Origin of the sequence: Allobacillus salarius (assembly GCF_007559425.1) — a bacterium.
In the GTDB taxonomy this organism is placed as follows: Bacteria; Bacillota; Bacilli; order Bacillales; family Alkalibacillaceae; genus Allobacillus; species Allobacillus salarius.
Window position 1 is genome coordinate 1 of record NZ_VMHE01000034.1, and the last position, 15,694, is coordinate 15,694.

Here is a 15,694-nt window from a genome sequence, read left to right on the forward strand (position 1 = left end):
TCTCGATACCCAAACAGCTTCGTCCGCAATCGGAAATGTCATCGAGAAGCGGTCTCGACACCCAAACGTCCTCGTCCACATATGAAAGTGTCATCGAGAAGAGCTCTCGAGCCGGGAAGGAATCGAAATTTTATCTCTTTCGTATTAGATAAACGCTCTCAAGTACGGAAGGAGCACCACTTGCTTTTCTTCCGTTCTCGAGAGGAGCTCTCAAGAACGGAAGAGAGAGCACTTTATCATTTTCCGTATCAGAGAAGGACGCTCCACCCAGAAAGCACCCGCCTATTCATTTCTTTTATCCACGAGGCGTACAGCCAATGCACTGTTTTACTCTGCAAATCAACTCAATCGTATTTTCATCACTAAAATTTCGTCAATCGACGAGTTTCTATATCCAATCTACAAAATTTCGTAATGAAATATATTAATTCCATCAGTTCTTGTAGAATCATTAGATAAATTTCCCTTGATTCGTCGAACGATTTTTTGTTGTCCCTTTGTTTTTATGACAAAAAATTTCCCCCGTGCTGTGGTTAGATAGTGTACACAGGAGGGGGAATAACGTATATGGATTCAATGAAGATCGGTGAAGTAATAGTTGATTCGAGAATCGGGAGGATATCTCAAACTTTTCGCTCACTTAAAACTCAATGGGTCAGTAGCTTCTTGAGTCGAGGATGGTTATTTTACTTAATTGGCTTTTTACTCGGACGAGCTATTGTTTTATCCAGTGTATCCCCGTTTGCTATAGCCTTTTTAGGTGCAACCATTGTCGCCAAGAAGTCACTTTCGTTTAGGGTTTACCTTTCTTTGGCTCTCGGTGCTTGGACCGTGAACTTGGAGCAAACTTTTTATGTATTAGGTACAGGCATGCTGTTATTTCTATGTTATAAGCATTTATTAACCAAAATCACAAAGATGATCTATCCGATGATCTTCACGATTTTTTTAAGTTCGGTGATTGCTCGAACGTCTGTGATGGCCCTTGTCGATTCATTAACCTTGTATAATGGCGCAATTATTTTTATTGAGGCATTACTGGCATCATTTTTAGTTATGATCTTTCTTCAATCTTATCCATTTCTGACCATTCAAGTATCGACGAAAAAGTTGAAGGTTGAAGAGCTCGTATGCTTGGTTATTTTTGTGACAGCCATTTTGACAGGATTGGCAGGTATTCAGTTTTATGACTTGCAGTTAGAAGTAATCGGCGCCAGTTATTTTATTTTAATGGGGGCTTATATATCTGGTGCTACTGTCGGTGCTGCCGTTGGTGTCATCGTTGGATTGATGTTGAGCTTCGTCAATATGATGGATTTATACCATGTCAGCTTGTTGGCACTTGCTGGGTTGATGGTCGGCTTACTAAAAGATATGCATCGATTGTTATCGGCATTCGGATTATTTCTCGCTGTTCTTTTAATCGGCTTTTACAATATTGAAGTGATTCAGTTTGAACAGCTCGTAATCGAAGCATCGATTGCGACAGGACTCTTCTTGCTCACACCAAAAGGATTATTGAAAAAGATTGCTGGGTTCGTTCCGGGCACGAATGAAGAGAAGGAGAGTCAAGATCAGTATGCGGAAAAAATTCGCCATGTGACAGCAGAGCGAGTGGAACGTTTTTCAGAAATGTTTCAAGCATTGTCGCATAGTTTCGCATCGATTGAGCAAGAAGGGAAGCAGCTGGAGAGTCAGGCGGAAGTGGATGAATATTTAAGCAGGGTCACTGAAAACACATGTCAATCATGCTTGAAAAAGCATTCCTGTTGGGTACAAAATTTCGACCGTACATACCCTGTGTTACGCGACATGATTCATTCGGTTGAAGAAAAAGATACATCACGGACGAATTTCAACATCGGTAAGCTTAGAAAGTTTTGTGTGAAACCAGAACAAATGACGGATCAAATGCGTTACGAGCTTTCCTATTACCATGCAAATAAGCGATTGAAGCAACAGGTAAAGGAAAGTAGAAAGTTTGTTTCAGAGCAATTGAATGGTGTGTCGGAAGTCATGAACAACTTCGCAAAAGAAATGATGAAGGAGCGGGAGGAGTACTCGTGGCATGAAGAAGAAATCCGACGAGTGCTTGGCCAGATGAATATTTTACTCGAGCGCCTTGAACTATATTCGATCCATAAAGGAAATATCGATATTGAATTGACTGCTTATTTCCATGATTACCACGGAGAAGCGGAGAAGTTGATTGCCCCTTATTTATCCGATTTATTGGGAGAGACAGTTGTAGTCGAAAAAGAAGAGACATTCGGTGGTCGAAACGGATACCGGACGTTCCACCTAAGTTCCATTCGAAAGTTTCAACTAACGACAGGAATCTCGCATGCGGCGAAAAACGGAAATTTCCTATCAGGTGATAGTTATATGATCAAAGAATTAGGTAAAAGCCGGTATGCGTTAGCAATCAGTGATGGAATGGGGAATGGTGAACGGGCTTATCAAGAAAGCTCAGAGACATTACGGCTTTTGCAACAGATTTTAAATTCAGGCATTAGCGAAGAAGTTGCTATTCAATCGATCAACTCAATTCTATCATTGCGAACATCGGACGAGATTTACGCGACATTAGATTTAGCAATCGTTGACTTGCAACAGCCTTATGTCAATTTCTTAAAAATCGGCGCGACCGTCAGCTATATCCTTCGCGGAGGGTCGATTTACCCGGTTGAATCAGGAAATCTACCAATTGGCATTTTAGAAGAATTTGACGTAGAACCAGTGAGGGAAGATCTGAAGGACGGAGATATTCTCGTCATGGCCAGTGACGGGATTTTGGAATCAACGGATCGGGCAGAAAATCGAGAAGCGTGGTTGAAACGCAAACTAAAACAAATGGAAACGAAGCAGCCACAGGAAATAGCCGATTTATTGTTGGAAGAAGTGGTACGAAGTAATTACGGACAAATTCTCGATGATATGACGATTTTGGTTGCCAAGATTGATAAAAGTAAACCGAAGTGGGCTTCCTTTACTGCTTTCGTCGGCCTGTAATGAAACATGAATATATTTATCTCTCCATCGTATAAAAGCTTCTGAATAGGTTAAGAATGGAGATAAAAATAGAGGAGGCGATCGGCAATGAGTAAAGGAACCATTCGGCAAATTCTATTAATCACAGATGGTTGTTCAAATCAAGGGGAAGACCCGGTTCGTGTTAGTGAACAGATAGCGAAGCAAGGAATCTCTGTTAATGTCATTGGCGTGTTGGAAGATGACCAAACGGAAGATCCGACTGGGTTGACCGAAGTGAATGATATTGCAGAAGCGGGAAATGGTGTCAGTCGAATCGTTTATGCTGAGGAGTTATCAGAAACTGTCCAGATGGTTACCCAACAGGCGATCACACAAACGATTCAAAGTTATGTTTCAAAAGAATTAAAGGATATTTTCGGAAAAGAAGTGAATGAGGAAGAACTATCACCGGAGACAAAGGAAGAAGTCCACGAAATCGTTGAGGATTTAGGTGAGACGGTCGACTTGCAAGTATTAATTTTGATCGACACAAGTGCGAGTATGCAGCATAAGATGTCAGCGGTAAGAGAATCTTTAAATGATTTAGTCATTAGCTTGAGGTCACGTTTGGGCGGCTACTATTTCTCTATCTATCATTTTCCGACGCGTAGACAAATTACGAAAAGGCTTCTCTCATGGACAAATGAAGGGGCAGAAATCGCAAAAGTATTTCCGAAACTTGCAACAGGTGGCATTACACCGACAGGGGCAGCGTTGAAGGAAGCGGTGAAGATGTTTGATGAAGAAGTGATTGGAGAGGAACAAGATTATGACATCATCGATTCATCCTACCGTTCATCTAGCTAACGGTACGAAGATTGTTGGCAAATGGCATAGGCAGACCTATAAAGTCATTCGGCAAATTGGTGAGGGTGCAAGAGGATCCATTTACCTTGTCAGAGGGAGTCAAGGACTGAATGCGTTGAAAATCAGTAAGGATCCATTTGTCATTACACGAGAGGCAAAAATTCTTCGACTCATGAAAAAGGTCCAGGGCGTACAGCTTGGGCCTTTTTTAATCGACGTCGATGATTTTACGTATCGGAAAACACAATATTCTTTTTATGTGATGGAATATGTAGATGGCGTGCGTATTAAAGATTGGTACCATCCAAGTAAAGCTTCTCACCTTGCCATCGTAATCAAGCAACTCCTTTTCAAGTTGCATCATCTTCACCTCTCCGGATATATTTTTGGTGATTTAAAGTTGGAAAACTTACTGATTGATCGGCAATCGAAGCAAGTGAGACTCGTCGACTTTGGAGGAGTTACACAGCTGGGAAGGTCTGTCCGTGAATATACAAGTCATTATGACCGAGGCTATTGGCAAATGGGCGAACGGAAAGCCGACCCTGCATACGACTTATTTGCCGTAGCCATCTGTATCCTTCAACTTGATCCTACGTTTAAACGCATGGCTACGAATCAACGAAACTTAGTGAAGCTGATTGACCAGAGTCGTACACTAGAACCGTATCATCCCATTTTAAAAAAAGCCGTACAAGGTCAATATCAACAAGCAATGGAAATGAAAAAAGACTTGAATCGTTTAAAACTGAACAGGCAAAGAAAAACCGTGAGAAGAAAGAATCCGTCTTTAACGAAAAAAACAGCCAATCAGCCAAACATTCAGCACCTCCACCCGGCCAAACAGACGATGAAAAAAGAAGTGATCGGAATTGGTTCTTTGTTATTCGTTCAATTCTCGTTATTGGCCGGCTTTTATTATTGGTTTTAACGAAAGCATTCGTTGAATCTAGTTGAGTGGTGGTGATATACTGGAGTGAATGTATATGATGAAAAACGGAGTGCGGGCGAATGCTTTTACAAACCATTTTGACGTTTAATCAAAAGCATCAATTGTTTCAACAAAATGATACGTTGTATTTGGCGGTTTCAGGCGGACCAGATTCAATGGCCATGCTTGATTTTTTTTATCGGATCAAGGATGCGTGGTCACTGGATCTTTATGTCCTTACAGTCGATCATCAACTACGTGGAGAAGACTCGCGGCAAGATGTGGAGCTCGTTGAAAAAGAAGCCGCAAAACGAGATATCCCTTTCATCGAAGGGAAAGTAAATGTAAAAGCATATCAAAGGGTCCATCAAATAGGTACGCAGGAAGCGGCAAGGACACTCAGATACGATTTTTTTCAGCAACAAATGCAAGGAAAGGAAAAGGCCAAGCTGGTTACTGCACATCATGCTGATGATCAGGCAGAAACGATGTTCATGCAACTTGCAAAAGGTGTCCGGCCGAAAGGAATTCCTGTTCACGGGCAATTTGGGGATATCCAACTAATCCGACCTTTTCTGTGCGTCAGTAAACAAGCGTTGATTTCGTATGCGACTGAAAAGGAAATCCCTTATCATCAAGATCCTTCCAATGAAGAAGATACATACACTCGAAATCGATTTCGGAAATATGTGTTGCCATTTTTTAAGGGTGAAAATCCTAAGCTTCTGGAAGGTGTACAACGAGTGGCTGAAATCCAGCGTGATGAAGATGCGGTTTTGGATAAGCTGACTGAAGAAAAAATGTGTGATTTCACTCAGTTTTATGAACAAAAAGTGACGTTTTCAATAGATGGTTTTCTGGCGCTTCCTTTACCTTTACAAAGAAGAGGGTTTCATCTAATATTAAACTATCTTCAAGTTCCGATAGGAAAAAAAGATTATTTTTTTGATTTTTTGGAATGGATTCAAGCTGAAAAGCCGAATGCTACATATTCTTTTCAAAAAGACTATAGTTGGATTAAAAGCTATGGACAATGTGTAATACAAAAGAACGAGAGGTTCAATTCATCATTTTCTGAAGAAATTCAGTTAAATGATACACGACACTTACCGAACGGTTGGTCAGTGACCGTCGAGGAAACAGAAGCGAATACGAGCGAATTAACGAATGCAAATGTTTTTGTTTGTGATCGACGGCTGATCGAATTTCCTTTACACATTCGTACACGGAAACCCGGTGATCGAATTCGAATTTTAGGATTAGCGGGTAGTAAAAAAGTGAAGGATATATTTATCGATAAAAAAATACCAGCCAATGACCGGGACTCATGGCCAATAGTCGTGAACGGAGATGGAGAAATCCTTTGGCTTCCTTTATTGGCCCGAAGTGAGTTGGGTACACTTAGTGATCAAGTGACTTCCTATGTTGTGATTCGTGTGAACCATCAAAAGAAAAATTGAAGGACCAACGAAGATTAGGAGGACCATCCATGCATAATGAGATCGAGGAAATATTGTTTACAGAAGATGAAATTCAGAAACAAACAAAGGAACTGGGGCAAACAATTACGAAGCAGTTTGAAGGCAAGTTCCCGTTAGCGATCGGCGTCTTAAAAGGTGCCATGCCGTTCATGAGCGATTTATTGAAAAATGTGAACACACATGTGGAAATGGACTTCATGGATGTTTCAAGCTACGGCGGTGGCATGGAATCCAGTGGAGAAGTTCGAATCGTAAAAGATTTAAACACGCAAGTCAAAGGCCGCGATTTATTGATCATCGAAGATATTATTGATAGCGGTTTGACACTCGGTTATTTAGTTGACCTGTTTAAACACCGAGGCGCGAAGTCAATTACCATTGTAACCTTGTTGGACAAACCGAGTGGTCGCAAAGCGGATGTTTCAGCTGATTTAGTTGGTTTTGAAGTGCCAGATGCATTTGTTGTCGGTTACGGGTTAGATTTCGAAGAGAAATATAGAAATCTTCCTTATATCGGTGTGTTGAAACCGGAAATTTATTCATAGAATGAGTTGAATCGTCGTAGAACAAGCTATCGTTGGCAAATTGATCCATGTAATAGCCAATACCAACTTGAATGATTTGGAAAAAAGTCAAGACCTTATAGTTGAGTGAGCGAAAAATTTTGTGATAGTATGAGTTTAGTTTTGTGCTTTAGGAGGAGGTAAGTAATGAGTCGGGTGTTCCGTAATACCATATTTTATTTGGTTATATTCTTGGTTCTGATCACGATTGTCAGTATGTTCAATAATCCTGCACCAGAGACAGAACAATTGAATTATAACCAATTCACTGAAGTGTTAGAAGAAGGTCAAGTAAAAGAGATGACCTTGCAATATACGAATTTTGCTTATGAAGTCCGTGGTGAATACACGGGAGATGAAGGTACACAAAGTTTCGTTGCTGAAATTCCAGCAAATGATGAGATCATTAATTCGATTGTCACAGAAGCAAAACAGCAAAGTGACTTGAAAATAAAACCGGCTGAAGAACCAAGTGCGTGGGCTCGCGTTCTGACGACGCTCATTCCTTTCATCATTATCTTCATTCTATTCTTCTTCTTGCTTAGCCAAATGCAAGGCGGCGGCGGTAAAATGATGAACTTCGGTAAGAGCAAAGCGAAAATGTATACCGAAGATAAGAAGAAAACGAGATTTACCGATGTTGCCGGTGCGGATGAAGAGAAACAAGAACTCGTTGAAGTGGTTGAATTCTTGAAAGATCCACGTAAATTCTCTGCCCTTGGTGCACGTATCCCGAAAGGTGTTCTACTCGTTGGACCTCCTGGTACCGGTAAAACACTCCTTGCGAAAGCTGTTGCTGGTGAAGCGGGCGTTCCGTTCTTCTCCATCAGTGGTTCTGATTTCGTAGAGATGTTTGTCGGTGTTGGTGCATCACGTGTCCGTGATTTGTTTGAAAACGCGAAGAAAAACGCACCTTGTATCATTTTCATTGATGAGATTGATGCTGTCGGTCGTCAACGTGGCGCAGGTGTAGGTGGTGGACATGATGAGCGTGAACAAACATTGAACCAACTTCTAGTTGAGATGGATGGCTTTGGTGTGAACGAAGGAATTATCATCATGGCGGCTACTAACCGTCCGGATATTCTTGACCCAGCATTGCTTCGTCCAGGTCGTTTTGACAGACAGATTCCTGTCAATGCGCCAGACGTCAAAGGTCGTCAAGAAGTTCTTGGTGTTCATGCGAAAGAAAAACCACTTGCGAAAGATGTTAGCTTGAAGACAATTGCGATGCGTACACCTGGATTTTCAGGTGCCGATTTAGAAAACTTGTTAAACGAAGCAGCACTTGTTGCAGCTCGTGAAGATGCGAAGATGATTAATATGTCACACGTCGATGAAGCGATTGACCGTGTGATTGCAGGACCGGCGAAGAAGAGCCGCGTAATCTCTAAAAAAGAGAAAAACATCGTTGCTTATCACGAAAGTGGCCATACAGTAATCGGTGTTGTGTTGAACGATGCAGATATGGTACACAAAGTAACGATTGTTCCTCGTGGCCAGGCAGGCGGATATGCCGTTATGCTTCCTAGAGAAGATCGTTACTTCCAAACAAAACCAGAGTTGTTGGATAAAATTACTGGATTGCTTGGCGGACGCGTTGCTGAAGAAGTTATGTTTAATGAAGCAAGTACGGGTGCACATAACGACTTCCAACGAGCAACGAATATTGCCAGACGTATGGTTACAGAGTTTGGTATGAGTGAAAAATTAGGTCCACTTCAGTTCGGTAGTTCCGGTGGCGGTCAAGTATTCTTAGGTCGCGACCTACAAAACGAACCGAATTACAGTGATAAAATCGCTTATGAAATCGACTTAGAAATTCAAAACATCATCAATACGTGTTATGAACGAGCGAAAGAAATCATTACGAAGCATAAAGAACAGCTTGAGTTAATTGCTCAAACATTGCTAGAGGTTGAAACATTGGATGCAGAGCAAATCGATGGCCTCTTCTATCATGGAAAGCTTCCTGAGCCAAAAGAGGAAGATGAGAATGTCGAAGAGCAACTAAATGAAATTGACAATACGAAGTCTGAGTATAGAGAAGACGAATCTGATACGGCCTCCGATCAAACGGAAAACCGTGAAGGTCAATCAGATGTGAAAGTAAACATTAATCGTCAAGAGAGTGATTCTTCGGTTGTTGATTCGAAAGACACGGAAGAAAGTGATTCGAACAAGCCAGAAGATAGCCAAGATGATCCAAATCGTAAAGAATAACAAGAGCGTATATAATAGCGAAACACTAATCATCCGATTGGTGTTTCGCTTTTTTGTTGAATAAGCGCACAAAAATTTGTAAAACGAGGAACTCTTGTTACACATCATCTTACCAATTGTGATATGATTTACGGTGAAAAACCAGACAGAAATGGGTTGAATTTATGATCTTTGTTTTAGATGTCGGAAACACGAATACTGTGCTTGGTGCGTTCGAAGATGACAAGCTAATCTATCAATGGAGAATTAAAACAGATCGTTTTAAAACTGAAGATGAATATGCCATGAACATAAAAGCATTATTACGACACCACGGACTTTATTTCAGTGACTTCAAAGGGGTCATTATTTCGTCCGTTGTTCCACCGGCAATGTTTGCATTAGAAAATATGAGTAAGAAGTATTTTAAAACAAAAGCATTGGTTGTCGGTGAGAGCTCCGTTAAAACAGAATTGAAAATGAATTACCCTCAGCCACAGGAAGTCGGGGCAGACCGAATTGTTAATGCAATCGGAGGGATTAAAGAATACGGTGCTCCGTTAATCATTGTCGATTTTGGAACGGCAACGACATTTTGTTATATCAATGAAAACGCAGAATACAGCGGAGGACTTATTTCCCCGGGAATAAAAATTTCGACGGAAGCACTTTACACGAAAGCAGCAAAGCTTCCGAGAATTGAAATTTCACGTCCTGATACTGTAATTGGCACATCAACTGTAGGAGCTATGCAATCGGGTGTATTTTACGGCTATGTTGGCCAAGTGGATGAGCTTGTGCGTCGAATGAAAGAAGAAGCCGGTACAGAACCAACCGTTATAGCAACGGGTGGTTTGGCTAAACTAATCGGAAAAGGTTCTCGAACGATTGATCATGTCGATGACTCATTAACATTAAAAGGCTTATATGAAATTTATCAAAACAATACAAAGGATTGATGATATATGAAGGATTATATGATTCGTGCAACAGCATTTGAAGGATCTGTACGAGCGTTTGCGATTCGCTCGACGAATACAGTGCAAGAAAATTGTTCACGGTTAGACACGTGGCCAACAGCATCGGCAGCGCTTGGTAGAACGGTGACTATATCCGCTATGATGGGCTGGATGTTGAAAAATGAAGATAAGCTTACCGTCAAGCTTGAAGGTGATGGACCCCTTGGTGCAATCATTGCAGATAGTAATGCAAAAGGAGAAGTCCGTGGATATGTCATGAACCCGCATGTCGATTTTGAATCTAACGAGCACGGTAAATTGGATGTCAAAAGAGCTGTAGGAGTCAATGGTTCCTTAAGTATCGTGAAAGATTTAGGGTTGAAAAATAACTTTACAGGCCAGGTACCAATTGTGTCAGGAGAAGTGAGCGAGGATTTCACCTATTACTTTGTTAATTCCGAGCAAATTCCATCTGCTGTCGGTGCGGGTGTTTTAGTAGATACGGATTATTCAATTTTGGCTGCTGGCGGTTTCATTATTCAAGTAATGCCAGGCGCTTCAGATGAAGTCATCACAAAGCTTGAGAAGCGGGTTGGAGAAATTCCAGCGATTTCAACAATGATTCAAGAAGGAAAAAGCCCGGAAGACATTTTAAGTATCTTTTTCGACGGAGAAGACTGGAAAATTAATGAGCAATCAGATGTTCGTTTCCAATGCCATTGCTCAAAAGAACGTGTAGAAAATTCAATCCGCGGATTAGGCGATGAAGAAATCGATGAGATGATTGAGGAAGACGGTGGAGCAGAAGCAACTTGCCACTTCTGTAACGAACGCTACCATTTAACCGTTGAAGAATTAGCGGCATTAAAATCATCTTAAGTTTTCATGAGAAAGAGATATAAAGTCTTGAGGGAGGTTGAGCGATGAAATCTCTAACGATTAATAGTCAATCCCGCATTGATTTCAGCAAAAAAACAACGATTATGGGGATTTTGAATGTGACACCTGATTCTTTTTCGGACGGTGGTAAATTTAATCAATTGGATGACGCCGTTGAACGCGCTAAAAGACTAGTTGCTGATGGAGCGGGAATCATCGATATTGGAGGCGAATCGACGCGACCTGGCCATGAGCCCGTATCCTACGAAGAAGAAAGTGAACGTGTTGTACCAGTGATTGAGCGGTTGGCGAAATCGATGGACACACCGATCTCCATTGATACGTTTAAAGCGAAAACAGCAGAAAATGCCCTTCAAGCGGGTGCTACGATTATAAACGATGTTTGGGGAGCAAAAGCTGACCCGGAAATTACTGCTGTAGCCAAGTCGTTCGATGCACCAATCATTTTGATGCACAATCAGGACGCACCTCATTATGATGACCTGATTGAAGATATGAAAAAAAGTTTGGCTGAAAGTATAGAAATTGCGAAGAAAAATGGTGTTTCAGAAGATAAGATTATTATTGACCCAGGGATTGGCTTTGGAAAAACACTTGAACAAAATCTATTAGTGATGCGTCGGTTAAGTGAATTGAAAGCGATGGGTTATCCAATTTTACTCGGTACGTCACGAAAGTCGATGATTGGAAAAGTGCTTGATTTACCTGTCGATGAACGGATAGAAGGTACGATTGCAACGGTCTGCTCAGGCATTCAACAAGGTGTTGAAATTGTTCGCGTACATGATGTGAAAGAAGTCAATCGGGCCGTTCAAATGATGGATGCAATGCTTGGCAAAGGGGGCGTTTCATTTGGATAAAATTAAAGTGAACCAAATGATGTTTTACGGTTATCACGGCCTTTTTGCGGAAGAAAACAAATTAGGTCAGCGATTTAACGTTGATGTAGAACTAATGGGTGATTTTCGAAAGGCGGGCCAAACCGATCGAATGGAAGACAGCATCGATTACGGAAAGGTTTATGAAGTGACCAAAGGTATTATGGAAGGAAAAGCACACAACTTGTTGGAATCACTCGCTGAGTCCATTGCCCAATCGATGTTCGAGTCGTTCTCTTTATTGGATGTCATTTCAGTTTATATAGATAAACCAGGTCCACCAATCCCCGGTTATTATCAATCCGTCGGTGTTGAAGTCACACGAAAGAGAAGCGATTATGAAGCCTAGAGTATTTATAGCGTTAGGTGCCAATATCCCACCGAAGAATCATTATTTAAACGAAGCGTTAAGGAAATTGGAAGCTGATACATCTATAAAGATGATTCATCAATCTTCTGTTTATGAAACCGCCCCTGTCGGATACACCGATCAAGATTATTTTTTGAATATGGTTGCTGAAGTCGAGACGGTTTATACACCCGAAGAATTGTTGACTGCTTGTCAATCCATCGAACAATCATTAGGGCGAAGAAGAACAATAAAAAATGGTCCGCGAACAATCGACTTAGATCTATTAATATATGGAAATGAAACTGTAAAAACGGAGCAACTGACAATCCCTCATCCACGAATGAAGGAACGAGCATTTGTATTAGTGCCATTAGCTGAAATAGATGCGTCCATTGAAATTGATGGCAAACAAGTCTGGGAATACGTCAATAAACTTTCACAAGAAGAATTAGCGGATGTAAGAAAGCGAGAAACCGACTAAAGTCAGAACAATAGATAGCGTTCACGCTCGTACTTGAAAGGCATGTACGGGAATGATAAAGTAAGTAAACGAATCAACTTATGTGGAAGCGATGACCTTTATATATGAGAATAAGAAGTGTTTCGATGAACGAGCCACTTCCTATAATGAATGTCACCATTGGGAAACTGCCTTCACTGCTTGTTGTAGGCAGTTTTCGTTAATAAGTAGATTGTTTTTGTTGGAACCTTGTAATTTACGATGAATGTTATACAGTTTATAGAACAATGCAGATGAATCTGCAAAAATAGATCAAGTTAAACAACTAACATATATGAGGTGAAGCAAGTGTCTGAAGAATTGAATGACCAAATGAAAACCCGCCTAGAGAAATTGAGAGGGTTAGAAGAAAAAGGAATCAGTGGATTTGGCGATAAATTTGAGCGTACCCACTTGACCAATCAATTAAAAGAAGCTTTCGATCAATTTACAAAAGAGGAATTGGCTGAGAAAGAAGCGGAAACGGAAGTTACGATCGCAGGTAGAATTATGACGAAGCGCGGTAAAGGAAAGGCGGGTTTCGCTCACATTCAAGACATGGATGGACAAATTCAGCTTTATGTCAGAAAAGATGAAGTCGGGGAAGAAGCATATGAGCTTTTTAAATCCGCTGATCTAGGAGACATTGTCGGAGTAACCGGTGTTATGTTTAAAACCAATGTTGGCGAACTCTCCGTAAAGGCTACTACATTTGAATTGTTAACAAAGTCGCTGCGTCCGTTACCTGAGAAGTTCCACGGATTGAAAGATGTTGAACAGCGCTACCGTCAACGGTATCTAGATTTAATTACAAATCATGAAAGTAAAGAAACATTCATTTTACGAAGTAAGATTATCCAATCGATGCGCCGTTATTTAGATGGACAAGGATTTTTGGAAGTAGAGACACCGATGATGCATTCCATTCCAGGCGGTGCTTCTGCTAGACCATTTGAAACGCACCACAACGCGCTAGATATGCCTTTATATATGCGAATCGCTATCGAGCTTCATTTAAAACGATTGATCGTTGGTGGGCTTGAGAAAGTGTATGAAATCGGTCGTGTGTTCAGAAACGAAGGAGTTTCTACGAGACACAATCCAGAATTTACGATGATTGAACTGTATGAAGCGTATGCGGACTACAATGATATTATGGACCTTACAGAAGAGCTGATTGCTCATATCGCTCAAGAAGTATTAGGATCAACAAAAGTTCAGTATGGGGATTATGAAATTGATTTAGCACCTTCTTGGAAAAGATGGCATATTGTCGATGCGATTAAAGAGTATACTGGAGTGGACTTTTTTGAAAAAATGACTGACGAACAAGCTCGTCAGCTAGCTGATGAGCATGACGTTGAAGTTGAGAAACATATGACGTTTGGTCATATCGTTAATGAGTTCTTTGAACAAAAAGTTGAAGAACACTTAATTCAACCAACATTTATTTACGGTCATCCAGTTGAAATTTCGCCATTGGCTAAAAAGAATACTGAAGATGAGCGGTTTACCGACCGTTTTGAGTTATTCATTGTAGGTCGTGAACACGCAAATGCATTCTCTGAATTAAACGATCCAATTGACCAGCGCGAACGTTTTGAGTCCCAGTTGAAAGAACGGGAAGCAGGAAACGATGAAGCGCATTATATGGATGAAGACTTCCTTGAGTCACTAGAATATGGCTTACCGCCAACTGGTGGGCTAGGAATTGGAATCGACAGAATTGTTATGTTGCTCACAAACTCTCCATCCATTCGTGATGTATTGCTTTTCCCTCAAATGAGAAAACGCTCTGAATAATAAGGATGATTGCCACTTGCCGTTTGGTGAGTGGTTTTTCATTTTGATTCAAATTAAAATAACGCGATCTGTGAATACAATCGAGTATATTCAGTCACATCAATAGACCGGGTGGAGAATTGTACTTATAAGAAACCTTTTGGGAAAGCCATTGCCTTGAAAATGCAACAACGATAGATGCTCGCATAAGCTATATCAGTTCAATTTCAAGGAGGATAAAAATGGCGAAGATTGCATTAGCGCTTGCAGCTAGAGGGACGGATGAGGGAGCGTTCAAAGCGTGGGGCACAAGAGCGGTAGGAGCATCGAATACGAAACAATGGGGGTCAGGGAAAGAACTGCTTACTCATTTGGTCAACGCATCTCGAGGTGGAGAAAACTGTATTGAACGATTATATATATTCTCACATGCGTGGCCCTATATTCCAGGCGGTAACCGTGGGGGTGTAAAGTTAGGTGGAATAGATGTTGCTGGTTTTTATTCGCAACCGAGTATATACGATGATGCAGATGCAAGATATATTAATGATTTTGCACAACTTGTACAGCAAGGGGAAATTACCTTTTGTTCATCTTGCAAGGTGATTTTTACAGGGTGTCGAGTAGCATCTAGTCAATTCCCGGTCGAATTTCTATATGGAAGCGGCTGCGAAGTGATTGCTTCGAATGGATCAAGTCATCCGAAACCAGGTACACCTCCTGGTGATGAAACTGGCCAATGGCTAAGTACTGCAGGCGGGTGGACAGAACAACAAGCAAAGAAAAACGAAAACCATTATGTCGGATGGATCAATTATTCTTTAAAGCCGAACGGAGAAGTAGAAGAAACAAGATTAGGAGAAGAGATAAGAATCTGGTAAAAAATGAATAACGAAAACCAGCCGGCCTTTTATAAAGGATAACGGCTGGTTTTTTGGTAAACACTCTATAGCATCCATGCAGGCTGGTGAGGGTGGAAGAAGCAGTGAATATAAGAGGATTTCATTTAAAAGAAAGAGCGCGATGATGCTGGGTAATTTTCAGAAAAAATTTATTTCAATAAAACAGTTGCGCACATCGAAAAACCATGATAAATTATTAAACGTTGTCGCAACAAGTGACGGCAACGGAACAAAAAATGAAATAACAAATTAACAAAAGTTGTTGACATTGAATTTCATTTTTGTTATATTTATAAAGTCGCTGTTTTGGGGCGACAATAAATGACGGAGAACATTTCGAACCTTGAAAACTAAACAAAATAGCCTGAAGTCAATTCGGTTTCTTTCTTATTGATTGGGAAAGAA

At 40.8% G+C, this 15,694-nt stretch carries 13 protein-coding genes; all 13 read left to right on the forward strand.

Annotated elements, in window-relative coordinates; all coding sequences use genetic code 11:
* Nucleotides 1-567: 567 nt before the first annotated feature.
* The gene (spoIIE, locus tag FPQ13_RS12130; protein ID WP_144089588.1) at nt 568-3,012 is read left to right on the forward strand and encodes a stage II sporulation protein E; all 2,445 of its coding nucleotides are present in this window, start codon (nt 568-570) and stop codon (nt 3,010-3,012) included.
* Nucleotides 3,013-3,099: 87 nt separating this feature from the next.
* The gene (locus tag FPQ13_RS12135) at nt 3,100-3,840 is read left to right on the forward strand and encodes a vWA domain-containing protein (protein ID WP_144089589.1); all 741 of its coding nucleotides are present in this window, start codon (nt 3,100-3,102) and stop codon (nt 3,838-3,840) included.
* The gene (locus tag FPQ13_RS12140) at nt 3,803-4,771 is read left to right on the forward strand and encodes a protein kinase domain-containing protein (RefSeq protein WP_144089590.1); all 969 of its coding nucleotides are present in this window, start codon (nt 3,803-3,805) and stop codon (nt 4,769-4,771) included. Before FPQ13_RS12135 ends, FPQ13_RS12140 begins: the two co-directional genes overlap by 38 nt.
* Before the next feature lie 80 nt (nt 4,772-4,851).
* Entirely contained in the window at nt 4,852-6,231 is a 1,380-nt protein-coding gene (gene tilS, locus FPQ13_RS12145) for a tRNA lysidine(34) synthetase TilS (RefSeq protein WP_144089591.1), read from the forward strand.
* 29 nt (nt 6,232-6,260) lie between these two features.
* The gene (hpt, locus tag FPQ13_RS12150) at nt 6,261-6,797 is read left to right on the forward strand and encodes a hypoxanthine phosphoribosyltransferase (RefSeq protein WP_144089592.1); all 537 of its coding nucleotides are present in this window, start codon (nt 6,261-6,263) and stop codon (nt 6,795-6,797) included.
* 165 nt (nt 6,798-6,962) lie between these two features.
* On the forward strand, nt 6,963-9,038 hold the full coding sequence (ftsH, locus tag FPQ13_RS12155) for an ATP-dependent zinc metalloprotease FtsH (protein WP_144089593.1): 2,076 nt from the start codon (nt 6,963-6,965) through the stop codon (nt 9,036-9,038).
* Nucleotides 9,039-9,202: 164 nt separating this feature from the next.
* Nucleotides 9,203-9,976 (forward strand): type III pantothenate kinase, encoded by a 774-nt coding sequence (locus FPQ13_RS12160; protein WP_144089594.1) that lies wholly within the window; start codon nt 9,203-9,205, stop codon nt 9,974-9,976.
* A 6-nt stretch (nt 9,977-9,982) separates the two neighbouring features.
* Complete coding sequence (gene hslO / locus FPQ13_RS12165) at nt 9,983-10,855, forward strand: Hsp33 family molecular chaperone HslO (protein ID WP_144089595.1); 873 nt, start codon at nt 9,983-9,985, stop codon at nt 10,853-10,855.
* Between the two features lie 44 nt (nt 10,856-10,899).
* A complete protein-coding gene (gene folP, locus FPQ13_RS12170; RefSeq protein ID WP_144089596.1) occupies nt 10,900-11,736 on the forward strand; it encodes a dihydropteroate synthase in 837 nt (278 codons plus the stop codon).
* The gene (gene folB, locus FPQ13_RS12175; protein ID WP_144089597.1) at nt 11,729-12,103 is read left to right on the forward strand and encodes a dihydroneopterin aldolase; all 375 of its coding nucleotides are present in this window, start codon (nt 11,729-11,731) and stop codon (nt 12,101-12,103) included. The genes folP and folB overlap by 8 nt, the downstream gene beginning before the upstream one ends.
* Entirely contained in the window at nt 12,093-12,587 is a 495-nt protein-coding gene (folK, locus tag FPQ13_RS12180; protein ID WP_144089598.1) for a 2-amino-4-hydroxy-6-hydroxymethyldihydropteridine diphosphokinase, read from the forward strand. Before folB ends, folK begins: the two co-directional genes overlap by 11 nt.
* Before the next feature lie 327 nt (nt 12,588-12,914).
* On the forward strand, nt 12,915-14,408 hold the full coding sequence (gene lysS / locus FPQ13_RS12185) for a lysine--tRNA ligase (protein WP_144089599.1): 1,494 nt from the start codon (nt 12,915-12,917) through the stop codon (nt 14,406-14,408).
* 221 nt (nt 14,409-14,629) lie between these two features.
* Nucleotides 14,630-15,268: a hypothetical protein gene (locus tag FPQ13_RS12190; protein WP_144089600.1), complete on the forward strand. Its 639-nt coding sequence runs from the start codon at nt 14,630-14,632 to the stop codon at nt 15,266-15,268.
* Nucleotides 15,269-15,694 lie beyond the last annotated feature (426 nt).